Here is an 18,662-nt window from a genome sequence, read left to right as displayed (position 1 = left end):
CAACTCGGTGAGGAATAATCCATGCGGCCTATTCGCGAAATTCTGGATGCACAAAGTGTGGTAGTTATCGGGGCGTCGAGGGATCAGGAAAAACCGGGGGCGCAGCTGCTGAAAGTTCTCAAAGAGGTGGGCTATCAGGGGCGGACGGCAGGCGTCAACCCGCAGGGCGGGGAGGTCTTCGGGATGCCTCTGTATCAGAATATGCGGGATGTCCCATTCAATGTTGATCTGGCGGTTATGCTTATCCCTCCTAAATTTGTTCCGGATGCTTTGCGGGACTGTGCCCGCAAAGGTGTAAAGGGCGTGGTGATCTCCGCCGAGGGATTCGCGGAAACCGGAACCCAGGGGGCGCAATATCAGGAAGATGTCCGCGCGATTCTACAATCATCCGGCATGAGAGGTTTCGGCCCCAATACCCTGGGTCTGGTCAATACCAAAACAAAGCTGACCACGTCTTATTTTGCCAATCCCCGAATGCTGGCGCAAGGCGAGATAGGTTTTGCCGCGCAGTCCGGAATTTTTGTCGGGGCGCTGCTTCGGTATTTAAGCTCGCTGAATGGATTGAATCTCTCAAAGGGCATCGGCCTGGGAAATAAAGTGGATGTCAACGAATCGAATGCTCTTTCTTATTTCGCGGATGACGAGCAAACAAAAATTATCGGCCTTTATCTGGAAGACGTCAAAGACGGCAATCAGTTTCTGGAAAATCTCAAAGCCGCCGTGGCTAAAAAACCTGTGCTCCTTATCAAGAGCGGACGCACGCAGGCCGGAGCAAAAGCATCGGCCTCTCATACGGCCAGCATGGCGGTTGCTGATGCCGTATTCGACGGTGTCGTCCGTCAGTCGGGCGCAATCCGCATTAACGCTATTGATGAATTTGTCCGCACATTGAAAGGGTTCTTGAACATGCCTCTGCCCCGGGGAAACCGGTTGGCTTATGTGACATACAGCGGCGCGCAGGCGATTATGAGTATCGATGTGACGATGGAGCTGGGGTTGGAAGTTGCCCGATTGGGAGAAGCCGCACAGGCCAGGATTGGCAAAGTGATTGCCACGGCATCGAAGATGAAAAACCCGATTGATATTTTCCCGGACTGGCAGGCCCATGGTTACGAAAAGACAACCACTGAGGTTGTTGGCGCATTGCTGGACGATGATGGTGTTGACGGTGTCATTTTTATTTCTTTTGCCGATCAGAATCCGGAAGTCTATCAACCCATGATTGATCTTCTCAAGAATGACCGCCGCAAACCGGTATTTGTTTGCCTGTTGGGGGACAGCAAAGACAAAGAAGCCTGCGAGCGTTTTCTGGATACGAATGGTCTGCCCTGTTACGATTTTCCCGAATACGCCGTCCACGTTTTTGCCCGAATGCGGCAATACGCAAGGATTATGGAAAGAAGGTCCTGAAAAAGCTGGATTTTTGTTATTATCCGGGGAAAAAGCGATCCGCTATCAAAAAAGTATTCGCTATCAGCAAGATAAACGGCTAGAATTGCGATGATGTATTAAAAGTTTGACGGCGTTTGCATGGGGTATTCAGATGATCTTGCCAAAACGGTGAAGGTGGCTTAAAAAAAGAGAGAAATTTATTTCAGGAAAATAATTTATGGCAAAAGATAAAAAGAAATCATTCGGACAAAGCGTCAAAGCGTATCGTGAAGGTAAAAAACTGAGCATCAAAGAACTGGCCCATGAAACGGGATATCCCGCCGACCTTCTGGAAAAAGTTGAAAATGATGAAACCACACCTCCGGTGGCGCTTGTATTGCAATTGAGCCGGACACTGAAGGTTGATGTGGAAACACTTGATCAAAACGAAAGCAAAAAAGCATCATCCCGGGTGAAAAGCCAGAAGAGGCGCGCGGGATCCTATGCCTATAAACAACTGACCAAATCAGGCGCCGATAAGCATCTGGGCGGATACCTTGTTACCATCGAACCTAATACGGTTCATGAAGGCGTTGAATATCATCACGAAGGCGAAGAATTCATTTATGTCTTAAAAGGGCGTCTTTCGATTTCAGTTGGCAAAAATACCAGCCTTCTGGAACGGGGCGAATGCATCCATTTTAATTCGGCTCTGCATCACGCATTGAGCAATCCTTCCGAAGAAAAAGCAGAACTGCTGGTAGTTCTGTACATACCCTGAGAGTAGCGACTATGACATTTGAACTCACAAGCGAACAGGAAATGATCAGGCTTATGGCAAGAGACTTTGCCAAAAAGGAGCTGGAACCGAAGGCGGCTGACTGGGACCGGCAGGGCCTGTTCCCGATGGATGCGATAAAAAAGATGAGCGGCCTTGGCCTGCTTGGTATGATGGTGCCGCCTGCACTGGGCGGTTCAGGCGCCGGCGCGGTGGCGTATTCACTGGCGCTGCAGGAGATAGCCTATTCGTGTGCTTCAAGCGCGGTCACCATGTCGGTTGCCAATTTGTCCACCGAACCTCTTTTGAAATTCGGCAACAGTCAACAGAAAGATAAATGGTTGGGCGGGCTTGCCGAAGGTTCGCTGCTGGGCGCTTTTGCGCTGACGGAACCGAATGCCGGCTCTGATCCCGGCTCGATGACGACTACAGCCGTTCTTAAAAAAGACAAATATATCATCAACGGAACAAAGGTATTCATTACGCACGGGCAGTATGCCGATATCATCAACTTGATTGCCAGAACCGGCCAGGAGAAGGGGACGAAAGGGCTTTCCGCTTTTATCATAGAAAAAGGCACACCCGGTTTTAAAATCGGAACAAAAGAAGAAAAACTCGGGCTGAGGGCATCCAATACGGTCGAACTGGTCTTTGAAGATTGTGAAGTTCCCGCGGTTAACCTGCTGGGTGCTCCCGGTGAAGGGTTCAAGGTGGCCATGCGTGCGCTCGACAGCGGAAGAATCGGCATTGCCTCACAGGCTACCGGTATTGCGCGAGCTTGCCTGGATGAGGCTGTTTCCTACACCAAACAAAGACGCCAGTTTGGAAAAACCATCAGCTCGTTTGAGGCCGTCCAGTTTATGATCGCGGATGCCGCAACGAAAATAGAAGCCGCCTCATGGCTGACCCTGGCTGCGGCAGACCGCAAGGACAGGGGGTTGAAGTTTACGCGAGAAGCCTCAATGGCCAAATTGTTCGCCTCGGAAACAGCCAATTCAAGTGCCTACATGGCGCTTCAGGTTCATGGCGGCTATGGCTATACGAAGGACTACAAGGTTGAACGCCTATACCGGGACGCCCGCGCCACGACCATCTACGAAGGCACATCGGAAATTCAGCGTATCGTCATTGCCAGAGAAGTCATCAAGGAATAACGAGCTTCAGTGGCATGGAAGTATGTTCCGGCATCAGGCAAAGAAATGTCGGTCATGATTAACTTGACAGATAAGTCCGAAATTTTTATACTATTTTCCGTAGACAGTTTTTTATCCCATAATATCTAATCCTGATATTGCCATTGAGCGGCAGCGCCGAAGGGGATGCTTAACATGAATCTGATTACAAGGTCCGATTTTGACGGTCTTGCCTGCGCTGTCCTCCTGGAAGAAGCAGGGATCATCGATAGTTATATATTTGTTCATCCCAAGGATGTTCAGGATGGGAAAGTAGAAGTAACCCAGAATGACGTTTTGGCCAACGTACCCTATGTTCCCGGTTGCGGTTTGTGGTTCGATCATCATTCCAGCGAACAGGAACGCCTCAAAATGAGGCGTACAATACAATTTAAGGGCTTTTCACGGCAGGCTCCGAGTTGCGCCAGAGTTATCTATGATTATTACGATGGTATCAGACGATTTAAGAAGTTTGACGAAAGCGGCTTGATGTGGGCCGTGGATAAAAGCGATTCGGCGGATCTCACCAAAGATGAAATTCTTAAACCGTCAGACTGGGTGCTGCTTTCTTTCATCATGGACGCACGTACAGGACTTGGACGCTATCATGACTACCGGATCAGTAATATCCAGTTAATGACGGATATGATCAAATATTGCCGAACCATGACAATTGAGGACATCCTGGAAAACCCTGATGTTAAAGAACGTGTCGTGCGTTATTTCGAACAGGAAGACCATTACGAAACCATGCTGAAAACCCATGCCAGGATAGACGGAAACGTCATGATTATCGATTTGCGCGATCTGGAAGAGATTTTAAGCGGCAACCGTTTTGTTGAATACGTTTTGTATCCGGAGCAGAATGTGTCCGTGCGGGCTATCTGGGGCAAGATGAAACAGAATGTAGTCTTCACGGCAGGGTACAGTATAATTAACCGTACTTGCAAAGCCGACATCGGATCGTTAATGCTGAGCCGCGGCGGGGGCGGTCACCGTTCTGTCGGTACCTGCCAGGTTCCTTTTGAAGAGGCCGAGAACACACTCAAAACTATAGTTGATTATCTCAAGTCGCGCGGCTGACAAATGCCGGATGGCAAGATACGGCGTCCACGGGTAAATTGTTTGTTGGTAATAAACGTCATAAAAACGGCATATTAATTAAATTAAAGTTTTTTTAAGTCTGTGCCGATACAATTATGTAAAAGTTTATTTGACAGTTAACGGATGCCAACAAAAGGAGATCTAAAATGGACGTCAATGCTATCCAGAGTAATACACAATATCCGAAAGCCGAACAGAATCAAAAAGTTCAGCAGCAGCAACCGCAGCAGCAACCGCAGCAAGTGGCCGAAAGACCAAAAGAAGAACCCGCTGTTAAGCAGCAGGAAAAGCCTAAAGGGCCAGGTCTTATCAATACGTTTGCCTAGAATGAGAAAAGGGGTGATCCAGATTGGCTATTTCATCAATTACAGCAGGTCAAGCCAATGCAGTGTTCCATGCGCAAACTGTTAAAAAGACTTCTGAAACAAAGGTTAGTAGCACTGTCCAATCGGCCGGGACCGGCAGTAATAAGATAACTGACACAGTGACTATTTCCCGGCAAGCTCAGAGGGCTGCAGTAGAAGCTGATAATGCAGCATCTTCATTGCAAACGGATCAAAAGAACGTTGAAGCAGAAGTTAACAGCAATGTTCTGGAATCCAGCAGCAAGCGAAGTCCTGATGCGTTAACTATTTTTCAACAAGTTCAGGAAACTGCATTGCAGGCTGCCGTTAAAGCCGCCGCTGCAACCAGAGACAGCGCCGCAGCCAAAGCGGCAAAAGCAACGCAGGCTGCCGCCGAAGCCAAGGCCGATGCTGCAGATCATAAGGAAAGTATCGCCAAAGCAGCCGAAGCCGCCCAGGCTGTCGCTGCGGCTCAAAATGCCAATGCCGCCCTGGCTATTGCGGTTGCCCAGGCGACCAACGCTGCGCGGAATGCAGCCTCTAATTAAGAGGCAAAGGATTCCGGCTGCAGGCACAGATGTTAATCTTTATTAAAATTGTATCAGAAGGATTAATTGATGATCAATCCATTATCCAATCAAAATTATTACTATCAATATTCCGTCGGACAGGGTAACCTGCCTTCCAGTAATTCCGCCTCATCTCAACCGCAAATGGGAGTATCTATTCCCGCAATTTCCGAAATTGAATCCAACAGGAGAAGCCAGGAACTCGGTCCAAAAGAATGTAAGACCTGAAAGGCCAGAAAATACAAGGACCAGTCTGGTGATTCTTCCGTATCCATGCAAAGCCCCACTCACCTGTCTCCCAATGAAGCAGGAGGCGCTGTTATTGCCCATGAACAGCAGCATGTGCAGCATAATGCGGAAAAGGCAAACAGGGAGGGGATGAAGGCTACATCATTTGTCCAGATCCATAGCGACGTCTGTCCGGAGTGAGGGCGAATTTACGTTTCCGGGGGAACGACGACAACTACATATGCCAGGAAAGAACCGATTCAGGGGGATGAAGCCAAGGGCTTATTTGTTAATATAAAGACATAACCAAGTTCGCCATCCATGCTGTTTTAAATCATTAATTCTATTTTATTATAAACGCTTTACCGCAGATGCTCTGCCAATAAGTCCAACATGAATTGATGCTAAATTGGATATTAGCGGCAGGATGGAGTATCGTTGAGAATATGTCAACTCTTGATATGAGCCGTTGGCAGTGAACGGTTCTTGGGTTCGGTGTCTGTGGACCGTTCACTGCCGTTTATTGTTAACGTGCCTGCAGAGCCCTGCCGATCGTCATGATTTCGGCTTCTTTGGTGCCTTCATAAAGTTCCAGAATTTTTGCGTCCCGATACCATTTCTGCACGGGATATTCGTCGATGTAACCATAGCCCCCGTGCAATTCCACGGCGTAATTGGCGCAAAAGACGGCGGTCTGTCCGCCGTAAAATTTAGCCATCGCGGCCAGCGTATAATCCGGTTTCCCCTGATCGATCAGCCAGGCCGCTTTATAAACAAGACCGCGCAGCGCTTCAATACGGATCGCCATTTCAGTCAGCTTCATCTGGGTCATTTGATAAGAACCCAGTGGAGCGCCAAAGGCTGTTCTTTCCTTGACGTATTTAATACTTGTTTCCAGGCAGGCTTCCGAAAGTCCCAGAGCCTGACCGGAAACCATGACGCGGGTGACATCGAAAAAGTGCATGAGCTGGCGAAAGCCATGCCCTTCTTTTCCCACCAGATTGGATTGGGGAACCCGTACGTCTTCCAGGGCGATTTCCGCCGTATCGCTGGCGCGGATGCCCATTTTCCCGTGAAGTTTATTGCGCGTCACGCCTTTGGCATCCGCCGGAATGATAATGAGGCTGAAGCTGTTATGTTTTTTTTCTTCCGGGTTGGTAATGCACTGAGCCACCATAAAGTCGCAAACCATGCCGTTGGTAATGAACATTTTGTTGCCGTTGATGATGTAGTCATTGCCGTCTTTTACCGCCCGGGTTTTATAGCCGGAAACATCCGTCCCGGCGTTAGGTTCTGTATAAGCGCCGGCGCTGACTTTCACACCTTCGCAGATCGGTGGCAGATACGTTTTTTTCTGCTTTTCTGTCCCGTAGTTGAGAATAGATTCGCAACCGAAGCCCGAGGCAACAATATTCAGGCCGATGCCCATATCGATCTTTGATATTTCTTCCGTGATGATCGCATGGCCCAGGATTCCGGCGCCCGGTCCGCCATATTCTTCCGGAATCCACGCGCCGACCAAACCATTCTGGGCCGCCTTGATTCTGATTTCCGGCAGGTATTTTTCGTGTTCATCACATTCCTGTGATACCGGTTTTACCTGCGCCACAGCAAATTTATAGGCCATTTCCTTCAACATCTTCATTTCTTCGGTAAGTTCGAAATCCATATCTATTTCTCCTTCTTATCAGTATTCAGACTGCCGTGGCGTCTTTGAAAAATAATTATTGTTTGCTGTAATCATAAACTCCTTTACCTGCTTTGCGTCCGAAATTTCCGGCGCGAACCAGTTTTCTTAAAATAGGCGCGGGCCGGTATTTATCGCCCAGTTCCCGATGCAATCCTTCGATGACGCGCAGCAGGGTTTCATTGCCGACAAGGTCGGCCAGCGCCAGCGGTCCGATCGGATGATTGCATCCCAGGACCATGCCCTTGTCAATATCCTCAGCCGAGGCCAGTCCCTCATCCAGAACAAAAAAAGCCTCATTGAGCATTGTGCAGAGAATTCTGTTGACGACAAAAGCCGGCGCTTCTTTCACTGTGATAACGTCTTTGCCGATCCTTTTACCCCATTCGATGGCGGTCGCCAGCGTTTCATCTGATGTCTGATGGCCACGGATGATTTCCAGGAGGCGCATCACCGGAACGGGATTGAAAAAATGCGTGCCAATAAAGCGGTCCGGTCTGCCTGTCACGGCGGCCATCTCCGTGATGCTCAGTCCCGATGTATTCGTAAAAAACAAACAATGCTTGGGGACTATGTCTTCAAGTTCGGCATAAACTTTTTTCTTGATGTCCATCACTTCGATCACTACTTCAACGACGATGTCCGCTCCGGCAGCGGCGTCCTTTAAACTCAGTGTTGGCTTGATTCGACCAAGAATAGTGTCCATATGCGCCTGCGTCATCTTTCCTTTTTCAACGTCACGGCCAAGATTTTTTTTGATCGTGTTCATTCCGCCATCCACAAATTTCTGTTCGATATCGCGCAACGCAACTTCGTAACCTGCATGAGCGCAAATTTGCGCAATGCCGTTACCCATTAAACCGGCTCCTAAAACACATACCTTTTTAATTTCCATAACGAACTCTCCTTGTCGATGTTGAATGAAAAAATGACTGATACAATAAACTATTCCGGCCAGACTGGTTGAGAAAAATAGCAGCATCGGCCTGCCGAAGTCAAGGGAAAACCGGCGGATAAGGAGCGATTGTCACCTGCTTGGATTTTGATGTTTATGATAATTAGCTTTATGGCAATTATTGCTTTACCTGGTAAATCAATTACACAAAAAGTTGTCTTGACAGCATCGATGAAAATAGGATTATATATTTCACCGACTCTTTTGGAGAGAACATGGCCAATAAACATGGCGTAGTAACTTTTGTGATTATTCTGTGCGGGATCATGCTGGCAGTTCCGGTCACTACGGGATTTTCAAAATCGCCGGTAACGGCAGTCTCTTATCGGAGCTCTTTAACCGCTCACGCCGTCCGGATGCCCCGGGGACTTGTTTTACGCTCTGCCGCTGCCCTGGTAGAGGACCAGAAAACCGGTGAACTCCTGGTTCAAAAGCAGGCAACAGCGGTGGTACCCATCGCTTCCATCACCAAACTGATGACGGCCATGGTTGTGCTGGATGCGGACGAGAAGCTTCAGGAATCGCTCACGATTGAAACCAGCGACGTGGATTTCCTTCGTCATAGCCACTCCCGCCTGCCGGTCGGGACAGAGCTTACACGCAAAGAGGCTCTGCTGATTGCTCTGATGGCGTCCGATAATCGTTCTGCTCATGCAGTGGGGCGTACTTACCCGGGCGGTCTTGCTGCCTGTATTAATGCCATGAATGCCAAAGCCCGGTCACTGAAACTTTTCGAAACGCATTTCGACGATACCACCGGACTTTCCAGCGGCAACGTCTCATCTGCCAGAGACCTGGTGAGGTTGGTGGATGCCGCCTACCAATATCCTCTTATCCGGGAATATACGACCTGTAAACAGGCCACAATCCATTCGGGTCGGCGAGTACTGGAGTTTCGCAATACCAATCGATTGATTCAGAATCCTCGCTGGGAAATAGGTCTTTCCAAAACGGGTTTTACCGGTGAAGCCGGACGTTGTCTGGTTATGCAAGCCCAGGTAGCCCAGCGCCCCCTGCTTATTATCCTCCTTGATTCTCAAGGCAAACTGACCCGGGTCGGCGATGCCAACCGCATAAAAAAATGGCTGGAAGGACCGGCCCCGGACACCAGGTCAAGAAAAGGATAATCGTCAACAACAAATTTCAATCACAGTCACAACAGAACGCTCGTTCTTTTTATATTCCAGTTATTTCGTGATCTTTATTGACTCCCGGTTCTAAATTTGCTAAGTGACTACCAGTTTTAGAGTTTTCTAAATTTCAGTGATGAATGTTTGAAATGATTGATTTACATACACATTCTATTTTCAGCGACGGTCAACTTATTCCGTCAGAATCGGTCCAGCGGGCCTTTGCCGCCGGATACAAGACGATAGCCATTACTGATCATGCCGATTATTCCAATATTGACTTTATTATTCCAAGGGTTATCAAGGCGTGCACAAAAATTACTCAGAAGGGCAGAATTCAGGTTCTGCCCGGTGTAGAACTCACGCATGTTGACCCCACCGATATCGCCTCGCTTGCCGCTGAAGCCAGAAAATTGGGGGCAAAAATTGTTGTGGTCCACGGGGAAACCATAACGGAACCTGTGCCGGCGGGCACTAATCTGGCCGCCATCAATGCGGCCGTCGATATTCTTGCCCATCCGGGCCTGATAACAGAAGAAGAAGGATGTCTTGCTGCAAAAAAAGGTGTTTTCCTGGAAATTACCACCCGCAGAGGCCATAGCTTCAGTAATGGCCATGTTGCCCAAATGGCCAGAAAATGTAACGCGCAACTGGTGCTCAACAACGACGCTCATGCGCCGAGTGATTATGTCGGCCTTAAAATGGCAGCGAATATCGCAAAAGGAGCAGGATTATCCGACGAAGAAATTTCTGTAATGTTTGAAAATTCTCAAAAGCTGGTTCAGAGGATTGGTGTGTGAAGAGTCGTTTGGGTTCAAAGACGTTGAAGATCTGCCTGCTGACTTACCGTGGTAATCCCACTTGCGGTGGGCAGGGTGTTTACATCAAGCATTTAGCCGAGGCATTAGCCGACGAAGGACATCGGGTGGATGTCATATCCGGTCCGCCTTATCCCCATCTGAATAAAAATGTCGGCCTGATAAAAATGCCCAGTCTCGATCTCTATCATCCGGATCATCTTTTTCGTCCGGAGAAAATCAGCGACCTGACCAACCCGCTTAATCTCTATGAGTTCTTAAATGTATGTACGGGCAGTTTCCCGGAACCTTTTACTTTTGGCGAGCGGGTTTACGATTATCTGAAAAGGCACAAAAATGATTATGACATTGTGCATGACAATCAGTGTCTTGCCTACGGCATCGGAAGACTTGCGCAAAAGGTCATGCCGACTCTGGTCACCATCCACCATCCGATCACGGTGGACAGGCAGGAGGATTACAAGGTGGCTAAAACGCTCCGTCAAAGATTCCGCGTTCGCCGTTGGTACTCATTTATCAACATGCAATTGAAGGTGGCGCAAAAGTTTTCTCATATTATCACGGTGTCGGAATTCACCAAGAAAGACATCGCCAAAGAGTTTTCACTGGATGAAAATAAATTCCGTGTTGTACATAACGGCATCATCAACGAATATTTTTATCCTAAACAAAACGGGCCGAGACCTGAAAATTCGCTGATTGTAACCAACAGCGCGGACACGCCGTTAAAGGGTCTGAATTTCCTTCTGGAGGCGGTAGCGGAGATTCGTAAAAAACAGCCGATCAATTTGACTGTTATCGGTCAGCCCAAAAAAGATGGTATCATTGAAAATCTGGTGGCCAAACTGGGTGTGGGTGATATTGTCCACTTTACCGGACGCATTGCCAATGAGGAATTTGCCGATTACTACGCCAAATCAACCATCGCAGTTGTGCCGTCTCTTTATGAAGGTTTTGGCATTCCCGCCGCCGAGGCGATGGCCTGCGGTGTACCGCTGATTTCTACATCCGGAGGCGCTCTGCCGGAAGTGGTGGGAGATGCGGGTGTGATTGTTCCGCCTGCCGACGCCAAAGCGCTGGCTGATGCCATTACACATTTATTGAAATCTCCCGAAGAAAGAAAAAAATATGCTCAGGCGGGGCTTGACCGCGTCAGTTCGGTATTCAGTTGGAAAAAAGCAGCCCAGGAAGTGGCCGAGGTATATCGCGAGGCAATAAATGATCACCGTAGATTTTCATGAATTGAAGTTAAAACCCGGTTCTCACGTGCTGGACGCCGGATGCGGCAGCGGCAGGCATTTGCGCGCACTGGCGAAGCTGCCGGGGCTGAAGATCGTCGGAATCGACCGGAATCCATCTGACGTAGATGCGGCTGTGAAGGCCTTAAAAGATATGCCTGACGCGCTCTCCGGTGATTTTTACGTGGCGTGTGCCGATATTACGAAAATGCCTTTTGCCGACGAGTCGTTTGACTGTGTTATTTGTTCGGAAGTGTTGGAACACATTCCGGAGCATGAAGCCGCCTTGAAAGAACTGGTCCGCGTCTTAAAGTCCAGAGGAACTCTGGTGGTCAGTGTGCCGCGATATTTTTCAGAGCGCATCTGCTGGATGATTTCCACGGCTTATTCCAGCGATGAGGGTGGCCACATCCGCATTTATAAAAAGAAAAAACTTCAGAAAATGCTTACAGGTCATGGCATGCAATGCTGGAAGATTAATTACAAACATGCACTGCATGCGCCCTACTGGTGGCTGAAATGTCTGGTTGGTATTAAAAATGAAGACAATATTTTCGTAAAACTTTACCATAAGTTTCTGGTCTGGGATATGTTTTGCAAGCCCAGGGGAGTGCGGTTTCTGGAGGAAGCGTTGAATCCGCTGATCGGTAAAAGCATTGTGTTTTATCTGAAAAAAGGTTGAGCGTATGGAATTGAATATATCTTTAAGCGAAGCGATCAAACCCATTGAAATAGAAAAAGTTGCAGAGTTTATCGCCTCCCTGCAAAAAGATAACGGTGAGATTCCCTGGTCTGCAGGCGGCAAAACGGATCCCTGGGATCATATCGAAAGCGCAATGGGCTTGAGCATCGCCGGATATTTTCACCAGGCCGAACGCGCTTATCAATGGCTGGTTTCAACGCAGTTGGCTGACGGCAGCTGGTGGTCGGAAACAAAAGACGGAGAAATCATCAATGCCAGCAAAGAGACAAATTATGCGGCTTACATTGCCGTGGGTGTTTATCATCACTATCTGATCACGGGCAATGTTGATTTTCTGAAAACCATGTGGCCGTCGGTAATGCACGGCATTCAATATGCAATCAATATGCAGGCGCCGGATGGCGAAATTTATTGGGCAAGAAACCGCGAAGGCGTTATTGACAAGATGGCGCTTTTAACCGGATGCAGTTCGATTTATATGAGTATCAAATGTGCGTTGGCTATTGCCGAGGTGCTGGGGATCAAAAGACCCAGCTGGCAGAAGGCCAAAGAGCTGCTGGGAGCAACCATTTGCAACCGGCCCGATCTTTTTAATATGATCAAGTCACGTTTTTCGATGGACTGGTATTACCCGATTTTGTGCGGAGCCATCAGCGGTGACGAGGCGAAAAAACGGATCGATCATCTCTGGGATAAATTTGTGGTGCCTGACTGGGGCGTTCGTTGCGTCAGCGACCGTCCCTGGGTTACCATGGCTGAAACATCCGAGTTTATCCTGACGCTTGCAGCCATCGAAGATGATACGCGTGCCAAAACAATTTTCAGCTGGCTTAGCGACAAACGTTACCCAGATGGTTCTTACTGGATGGGTGTTACGTTTCCGGACACCGTGATCTGGCCGGAAGAAAAAACCGGCTGGACGTCTGCGGCGGTTCTCCTGGCGTGGGATGCCTTAAACGGTATAACGCCGGCTGCGAAAATATTTAATCATCTCTATTGGCAGGAATGATAATCATAATCTTCCGAAAAGCTTACCGCATTACCCCGAAGGTTAATTTTTACGATTACTTTGTCCGATAGAATATTGTGAAAAGAGTAACGACTTGCAGAAGGATCATCGACCCTATTACATCAAAAAGTTGAGCTGGAAATTTGAAAGATGGTATGCCAACCATTTTCTGGCGCCGCAGTGCGAACATTTCGGCCGCAATCTGGTTTTCATGAAACCATGGGGCGTGGAAATAAACGGATGGCCTGTCTCGATCGGAGATTACACCACTTTGATTGCCACGATGGAAAAACGCATTCGCATTACGGCCTGGATGGCGGATGGAAAGTCGGGGAAAGTTGAAATCGGCAGGCATTGCCTGGTTTGCCCGGGCACCAGAATCCAGTCGGCCACCGCCATTTCCATCGGCGACGACTGCATGATGGCGCAGAATGTCTGTATTACCGATGCCGATTGGCATGATATCTATGACCGCAGCGTCTCTATCGGGAACACAAAAGAGATTACTATTGGCAACAATGTATGGATCGGCGACAGCGCCATGATTTGCAAGGGCGTTCACATCGGCGAGAATGCCATTATCGGCGCGGGGGCTATTGTGCTCAAGGATATTCCGGCCAACGCCATTGCCGGGGGAAATCCTGCTGCGGTCATCAAGTATCTGGATACGGATAGACCTGTCAAATCACGATCCCAATGGATGTCCGATCCTAAAAAAATGAATGAATATTTTGACGCCGTCGAACGGATTATGCGGGAAAAAAATTCGCTTTTCGGGTGGTTTCGGTCCATGCTTTTCCCGCGCAAAGGAGATTGAATATGCGTATTGCCATTATTGCCGCTCCCTATCCTCTGGAAGAATTTCCCTCGCCGCCGCTGGGCATCTCGTATGTCGCCGCAGCCTTCGAAGCCGCGGGCTGTGACGTGCGTGTTTTCGACTATATCATTTCCTGTTATTCCAGGGAAAAACTGGCTATGCAGCTGGCCGACTTTCAGCCGGATGCCGTTGGCGCGGGTTCAGTCACAATGAATTTTTATGAAGCGCAGCGGATCCTGCGAGACGTGAAAAGCATCAATCCGGACATCCTCACCATGATGGGCGGGCCGCATGTATCCTTCACCGTAGATGAGACGCTCAGGGCCTATCCGGAAATCGATTTAATCTTTATCGGCGAGGCTGATGACACCATCAGGGAATTCGCTCCGCTCATGAAACAGAAAAGTAAATGGCGAAGTATTCAGGGTATCGCATTTCGTGAGAACGGCGAAATCGTCAGCAACGGCAGGAGAGATTTCATCATTGATGTTGACCGCATTCCCCTTCCGGCGAGGCATATGCTGCCCATCTCGCGTTATCGCGCGTTTGGTTTTCCGGTCAGTATGATTACGGGACGCGGCTGTCCTCATGGCTGCATTTTTTGTCTGGGGCGGAAAATGGTCGGATCGAAAGTGCGACGCCGCAGTCCGCAACTGGTGCTTGATGAAATTGAGCAGATCATAGGTTTGGGATTTGATCGCATGAACATTGCCGACGATCTTTTTGCCTCCGATACCAACCGGGTCAAGGAAATCTGCGGCGGCATCAAAGAACGCAACTTAAAATTCGCCTGGAGCGCTTTTGCCCGCGTGGATACCGTCAATCAGGAAATGTTTGACGCCATGGCTGCCGCCGGTTGCGACAGTATCAGCTTCGGCGTGGAATCGGGCTGCCCGGAAATGCTCAAACGGGTCAGAAAGGGAATTAAACTTGAGCAGGTAAAAGACGCGGTCAGGATGTGCAAGCAGTCTGGAATGCTGGCTCACGCTTCTTTCATGGTCGGGCTGCCGGGCGAAACAAAGGATACACTGAAGCGCACCGATGCGTTTGCCCGAAGCCTGGAAATTCTTTACGGCTACCATTATCTTGCGCCCTTTCCGGGTACCACCTTGTGTGAAAAAGTAAAAGACTATGATCTGGAAATATTAACCAGAGACTGGTCAAAGTACGATGCGAATGACGCGATCGTGAAAACGGCGGAGCTGACTCCTCAGGATATCCGTGATTTTGTCGCTCTCTACGACGCTGAAATGAGCGGCGAATGGCAAAAAGTGCTCGAAAACTATAAAACCGGCAAAAACACGCCTTATGATGATATGCGGGTTGAAGGCCAGCACCGGATGAATATCACCTTTGCCATTCTCAAGGAAGATCTGGTTGAAAAACTGGGTTTCATTAATGCCTCAGAGCTGAACGGAGGCGGTGATGCTGCCGGGAAAATATTGTCTGAAAGAATGAAAAGAAACATTTCCGGCGATCCACGGCTGATTGAAAACACAGTCAAAGATTTTTTATCCCGCGGTTATATTACGGCGAGAGAAAACGATAAAGGCTGTACCTGGCACTGGGCATGAGGTGTGAGTGCTTTGTGCGTGGCGAGTTACTCGTTATTTGCGAAGATAAAGAGTGACAGAGGCACACAGGTTTAAGTGCATCACACTTCTCAGCCTCTCGTTCTTTCAGGCGTTTAGCCTTTTCTTTTCAACACTCCCAATGATTTGAACAGTGGCAGGACATCATATAATTCAGAATCGACAGCTAAAGAATAAACCTGATAGGGCGCCTGACCACCATCTGATGGATTCGGGAAAATATCATGAAAAATCAGATAGCCGCCGTTCATAACGTGTTTTGCCCAGATTTTATAATCGTTCAATACGGATTCATAGGCATGGCTGCCATCGATAAAGAGCAGGCTCAAAGGCGTTTGCCAGGCTTGACCCACTATTTCCGAGCGGCCAATGACCGGGATCACAGTATTATCCAGATCAAAATCATCAATCGTTTTACGAAATAAGCGAAATGTGTCGATTTTCCCTGTTTCTTTATCCAGTAAGTCAGAATCGAAATATTCCTGTCCGGGCTGCTGCTCTTCCGAGCCCGTGTGGTGATCAACGGAAAATAAAACGGCGCTGTTTTCCCTGCAGGCCGTGCCCAGATAGATGGCAGATTTACCGCAATAACTGCCGATTTCCAGACAGGGCCCGGACTTTGATGCCTCTGAAGCCAGGTTGTAGAGGCGATGTGCCTCCGCTTCATCCAAAAAACCTTTAACATTCATTACTTTTAAAGAATCAATCTTCAAAATCAGCCATCCTTCTTTCTTAGTTACCATGTCATAACCCTCGCAGGAATTAATTGCAACCCAAAGATGCCGGTCTCGTAAAAGTCAATTATGAAACAATTAATTATGCCCGCATCAGCTGCAATGACAATCCAGCGGACTTTTTAACAGATCATTAAAATGACTGTCGGTTATTATTTGTTGCTGCATGTTTTTTCTTGATATGGCCTATATGTAGTGTTATGATCCGCATCGAACCACAATATATAGCCTGTTACGGGGTAATTATTTTCTTTTAATCATGTCGGGGGGGGGGTCCATGAACACAAAGATTAAGAAGAGAGACGGCCGTTTAGTCAAGTTCAACGCGGACAAGATCACCAGCGCCATCGCCAAAGCCTGCGCTGCCACGGGTGAATTTGAAATGAAGGAGGCGCGCAAACTGACCCTGAAGGTGCTCAATCTTGCGGAGCAACTCTTCAACGGCAAAATTTTATCGGTTGAAGAAATACAGGACATCGTCGAAGAAGTTCTCCTGCAGTCCCCCTATCGCATGACCGCCAAAGCCTACATCATTTATCGCGATCAGCATTCGCGCCTCAGAGATATCGCCAATCGCATGGAGGTCGATCTGGTCGATCAGTACTTAAGCAAGGCCGACTGGAAGATTAACGAGAATAGCAATATGGATTATTCCCTGCAGGGTTTGAACAATTACATTTCTTCCGAAGTCAGCAAGGTCTACTGGCTCAACGAAATTTATACGCCGGAAATCCGCAAGGCGCACACGGAAGGCGATTTTCATATTCACGATTTAAGTCTGTTGTCTGTCTATTGCGTGGGGTGGGACTTATTTGATCTTCTCATGCAGGGGTTTCGCGGCGTATCCGGCAAGGTGGAAAGCAAGCCCGCCAAGCATCTCCGGAGCGCCCTCGGCCAGGTTGTGAATTTCTTTTACACGCTCCAGGGCGAAGCGGCGGGCGCTCAGGCGTTTTCCAACTTCGATACACTGCTTGCCCCCTTTATCCGTTACGACGGTTTGACCATCAAGGAAATCAAGCAGGCGCTTCAGGAATTCATCTTTAACATTAATGTGCCCACGCGCGTCGGTTTCCAGACGCCGTTTACCAATGTTACGCTGGATTTGACGGTTCCGAAATACTACAAGGATCAGCATGTCATCATCGGCGGCAAACCACAGAAAGAAACCTACGGAGATTTTCAGGAAGAACTTGATTTATTCAACAAGGCATTTTTGCAGGTGATGGCTGAAGGCGATGCCCGGGGCAGGGTGTTTACGTTTCCCATTCCCACTTACAGCGTTACCAAGGATTTTGACTGGGACAATCCCAATATGGCCGACCTTTGGGAAATGACCGCAAAATATGGGGTGCCGTATTTTTCCAATTTCATCAATTCCGACATGAACCCCGAAGATGCCCGCAGTATGTGCTGCCGTCTGCGCATCGACAATCGGGAGTTGGAGATGAGAGGCGGCGGACTTTTCGGCTCTCATCCGCTGACCGGTTCCATCGGTGTTATTACGATCAACATGCCGCGGATAGGCTATCGGGCCAAATCCAGAAAAGATTTTCTGGAGCAACTGGCCAGGCTGATGGATGTTGCCAAAGAAAGTCTGGAAACCAAGCGCAAGGTACTGGAGAAATTTACCGATGCCAATCTCTATCCTTATACGAAATATTATCTGCGCAATGTTAAGGAAAGATTTAATGAATACTGGAAAAATCATTTTTCGACCATCGGACTGGTCGGTATGAATGAAGCCTGTCTGAATCTGCTCGGAACAAATATCGCATCGGCGGAAGGCCAGGCTTTCACTAAATCGGTGCTGGATTTTATGAGAACCCGGTTGATTGCCTATCAGAAAGAAACCGGCAATAACTACAATCTGGAATCCACACCGGCGGAAGGGACTTCCTATCGTCTGGCGCGTATTGACAAGGCTAAGTATCCGGATATCATTTCCGCCAGTGACGGCAAGTCTAAAACCGCTGAGCCGTATTATACCAACTCCAGTCAGTTGCCGGTCAACTATACCGATGATATTTTTGAGGCGCTGGATTTGCAGGATGAAATTCAAGCGCGTTACACCGGCGGCACGGTTTTCCACACATTTGCGGGCGAACGCATTGATGACCCCCTGGCTGTCAAATCGCTGGTACGCAAGATCTGCTCCAGTTACCGTTTGCCTTATCTGACTTTTACGCCCACTTTCAGTGTTTGTCCTTCTCACGGTTATATCAAAGGCGAAGTGAAAAATTGTCCGACGTGCGCGGAGTCCTGTGAAGTTTATTCGAGGGTGGTCGGTTATTTGCGGCCTGTCAAGCAGTGGAACAAAGGTAAACAGGAAGAATTTGATTCACGGCAGGTTTACCGGCTTCAGTAAATGGAGGATGATATTTGCCACAACAGCGTGGCGGGGCTTCCATGTTGC

The 18,662-nt window shown here is 48.5% G+C and carries 18 protein-coding genes; 15 read left to right on the top strand and 3 right to left on the bottom strand.

Features of this window, described 5'->3' with window-relative positions; translation table 11 throughout:
• Positions 1-21 precede the first annotated feature (21 nt).
• The 7 genes from CVU71_03485 to CVU71_03455 all read left to right on the top strand — a co-directional run bounded on the left by CVU71_03485 (position 22) and on the right by CVU71_03455 (position 5,566).
• The gene (locus CVU71_03485; GenBank protein ID PKN20853.1) at positions 22-1,410 is read left to right on the top strand and encodes a hypothetical protein; all 1,389 of its coding nucleotides are present in this window, start codon (positions 22-24) and stop codon (positions 1,408-1,410) included.
• Between the two features lie 199 nt (positions 1,411-1,609).
• Positions 1,610-2,152, top strand: a complete 543-nt coding sequence (locus CVU71_03480; protein PKN20852.1) for an XRE family transcriptional regulator — start codon at positions 1,610-1,612, stop codon at positions 2,150-2,152.
• An 11-nt stretch (positions 2,153-2,163) separates the two neighbouring features.
• Positions 2,164-3,303: an acyl-CoA dehydrogenase gene (locus CVU71_03475; GenBank protein PKN20851.1), complete on the top strand. Its 1,140-nt coding sequence runs from the start codon at positions 2,164-2,166 to the stop codon at positions 3,301-3,303.
• 174 nt (positions 3,304-3,477) lie between these two features.
• Positions 3,478-4,404, top strand: a complete 927-nt coding sequence (locus tag CVU71_03470; GenBank protein ID PKN20850.1) for an exopolyphosphatase — start codon at positions 3,478-3,480, stop codon at positions 4,402-4,404.
• A gap of 167 nt (positions 4,405-4,571) precedes the next feature.
• Complete coding sequence (locus CVU71_03465; GenBank protein PKN20849.1) at positions 4,572-4,751, top strand: hypothetical protein; 180 nt, start codon at positions 4,572-4,574, stop codon at positions 4,749-4,751.
• A gap of 23 nt (positions 4,752-4,774) precedes the next feature.
• Positions 4,775-5,317 (top strand): hypothetical protein, encoded by a 543-nt coding sequence (locus tag CVU71_03460; protein PKN20848.1) that lies wholly within the window; start codon positions 4,775-4,777, stop codon positions 5,315-5,317.
• Between the two features lie 69 nt (positions 5,318-5,386).
• The gene (locus tag CVU71_03455; GenBank protein PKN20847.1) at positions 5,387-5,566 is read left to right on the top strand and encodes a hypothetical protein; all 180 of its coding nucleotides are present in this window, start codon (positions 5,387-5,389) and stop codon (positions 5,564-5,566) included.
• Between the two features lie 526 nt (positions 5,567-6,092).
• Here the strand turns inward: CVU71_03455 and CVU71_03450 are convergent.
• On the bottom strand, positions 6,093-7,235 hold the full coding sequence (locus CVU71_03450) for an acyl-CoA dehydrogenase (protein PKN20846.1): 1,143 nt from the start codon (positions 7,233-7,235) through the stop codon (positions 6,093-6,095).
• A 55-nt stretch (positions 7,236-7,290) separates the two neighbouring features.
• Positions 7,291-8,148, bottom strand: coding sequence for a 3-hydroxybutyryl-CoA dehydrogenase (locus CVU71_03445; protein ID PKN20845.1), 858 nt, complete (start codon positions 8,146-8,148; stop codon positions 7,291-7,293).
• Between the two features lie 275 nt (positions 8,149-8,423).
• Between CVU71_03445 and CVU71_03440 the strand changes: the two genes are divergently transcribed.
• From CVU71_03440 to CVU71_03410, 7 genes are all read left to right on the top strand, one after another.
• Complete coding sequence (locus CVU71_03440; GenBank protein PKN20844.1) at positions 8,424-9,335, top strand: D-alanyl-D-alanine endopeptidase; 912 nt, start codon at positions 8,424-8,426, stop codon at positions 9,333-9,335.
• A gap of 152 nt (positions 9,336-9,487) precedes the next feature.
• On the top strand, positions 9,488-10,138 hold the full coding sequence (locus CVU71_03435; GenBank protein ID PKN20843.1) for a PHP domain-containing protein: 651 nt from the start codon (positions 9,488-9,490) through the stop codon (positions 10,136-10,138).
• An 8-nt stretch (positions 10,139-10,146) separates the two neighbouring features.
• Positions 10,147-11,397 carry a glycosyltransferase family 1 protein gene (locus CVU71_03430; GenBank protein ID PKN21053.1) on the top strand — a complete coding sequence of 417 codons (1,251 nt, stop codon included), beginning with the start codon at positions 10,147-10,149 and terminating at the stop codon, positions 11,395-11,397.
• Positions 11,375-12,076, top strand: coding sequence for an SAM-dependent methyltransferase (locus CVU71_03425; GenBank protein ID PKN20842.1), 702 nt, complete (start codon positions 11,375-11,377; stop codon positions 12,074-12,076). The genes CVU71_03430 and CVU71_03425 overlap by 23 nt, the downstream gene beginning before the upstream one ends.
• A 4-nt stretch (positions 12,077-12,080) precedes the next feature.
• Positions 12,081-13,106, top strand: coding sequence for a phenyltransferase domain-containing protein (locus tag CVU71_03420; protein PKN20841.1), 1,026 nt, complete (start codon positions 12,081-12,083; stop codon positions 13,104-13,106).
• A gap of 94 nt (positions 13,107-13,200) precedes the next feature.
• Positions 13,201-13,923 (top strand): acetyltransferase, encoded by a 723-nt coding sequence (locus tag CVU71_03415; GenBank protein ID PKN20840.1) that lies wholly within the window; start codon positions 13,201-13,203, stop codon positions 13,921-13,923.
• 2 nt (positions 13,924-13,925) lie between these two features.
• Positions 13,926-15,497, top strand: coding sequence for a hypothetical protein (locus tag CVU71_03410; protein ID PKN20839.1), 1,572 nt, complete (start codon positions 13,926-13,928; stop codon positions 15,495-15,497).
• Positions 15,498-15,610: 113 nt separating this feature from the next.
• On the opposite strand, the gene CVU71_03405 is transcribed toward CVU71_03410, so the two are convergent.
• Positions 15,611-16,258, bottom strand: a complete 648-nt coding sequence (locus tag CVU71_03405) for a hypothetical protein (GenBank protein ID PKN20838.1) — start codon at positions 16,256-16,258, stop codon at positions 15,611-15,613.
• A 268-nt stretch (positions 16,259-16,526) separates the two neighbouring features.
• Here CVU71_03405 and CVU71_03400 point away from each other — a divergent pair, with 268 nt between their 5' ends.
• The gene (locus CVU71_03400; GenBank protein PKN20837.1) at positions 16,527-18,614 is read left to right on the top strand and encodes a ribonucleoside triphosphate reductase; all 2,088 of its coding nucleotides are present in this window, start codon (positions 16,527-16,529) and stop codon (positions 18,612-18,614) included.
• Positions 18,615-18,662: the final 48 nt, after the last annotated feature.

The sequence above is a fragment of the Deltaproteobacteria bacterium HGW-Deltaproteobacteria-6 genome, from assembly GCA_002840435.1.
In the GTDB taxonomy this organism is placed as follows: Bacteria; Desulfobacterota; Syntrophia; order Syntrophales; family Smithellaceae; genus UBA8904.
Note: the sequence above shows the minus strand (reverse complement) of the source record. Positions and strands in the feature narration are given on the sequence as shown.

Excerpts from the sequence above, each read along its gene's own strand:
- CVU71_03485 (PKN20853.1), top strand. The coding sequence starts at position 22 with ATGCGGCCTATTCGCGAAATTCTGGATGCACAAAGTGTGGTAGTTATC.
- CVU71_03480 (PKN20852.1), top strand. The coding sequence starts at position 1,610 with ATGGCAAAAGATAAAAAGAAATCATTCGGACAAAGCGTCAAAGCGTAT.
- CVU71_03475 (PKN20851.1), top strand. The coding sequence starts at position 2,164 with ATGACATTTGAACTCACAAGCGAACAGGAAATGATCAGGCTTATGGCA.
- CVU71_03470 (PKN20850.1), top strand. The coding sequence starts at position 3,478 with ATGAATCTGATTACAAGGTCCGATTTTGACGGTCTTGCCTGCGCTGTC.
- CVU71_03465 (PKN20849.1), top strand. The coding sequence starts at position 4,572 with ATGGACGTCAATGCTATCCAGAGTAATACACAATATCCGAAAGCCGAA.
- CVU71_03455 (PKN20847.1), top strand. The coding sequence starts at position 5,387 with ATGATCAATCCATTATCCAATCAAAATTATTACTATCAATATTCCGTC.
- CVU71_03450 (PKN20846.1), bottom strand. The coding sequence starts at position 7,235 with ATGGATTTCGAACTTACCGAAGAAATGAAGATGTTGAAGGAAATGGCC.
- CVU71_03445 (PKN20845.1), bottom strand. The coding sequence starts at position 8,148 with ATGGAAATTAAAAAGGTATGTGTTTTAGGAGCCGGTTTAATGGGTAAC.
- CVU71_03440 (PKN20844.1), top strand. The coding sequence starts at position 8,424 with ATGGCCAATAAACATGGCGTAGTAACTTTTGTGATTATTCTGTGCGGG.
- CVU71_03435 (PKN20843.1), top strand. The coding sequence starts at position 9,488 with ATGATTGATTTACATACACATTCTATTTTCAGCGACGGTCAACTTATT.
- CVU71_03425 (PKN20842.1), top strand. The coding sequence starts at position 11,375 with ATGATCACCGTAGATTTTCATGAATTGAAGTTAAAACCCGGTTCTCAC.
- CVU71_03420 (PKN20841.1), top strand. The coding sequence starts at position 12,081 with ATGGAATTGAATATATCTTTAAGCGAAGCGATCAAACCCATTGAAATA.
- CVU71_03410 (PKN20839.1), top strand. The coding sequence starts at position 13,926 with ATGCGTATTGCCATTATTGCCGCTCCCTATCCTCTGGAAGAATTTCCC.
- CVU71_03405 (PKN20838.1), bottom strand. The coding sequence starts at position 16,258 with ATGGTAACTAAGAAAGAAGGATGGCTGATTTTGAAGATTGATTCTTTA.
- CVU71_03400 (PKN20837.1), top strand. The coding sequence starts at position 16,527 with ATGAACACAAAGATTAAGAAGAGAGACGGCCGTTTAGTCAAGTTCAAC.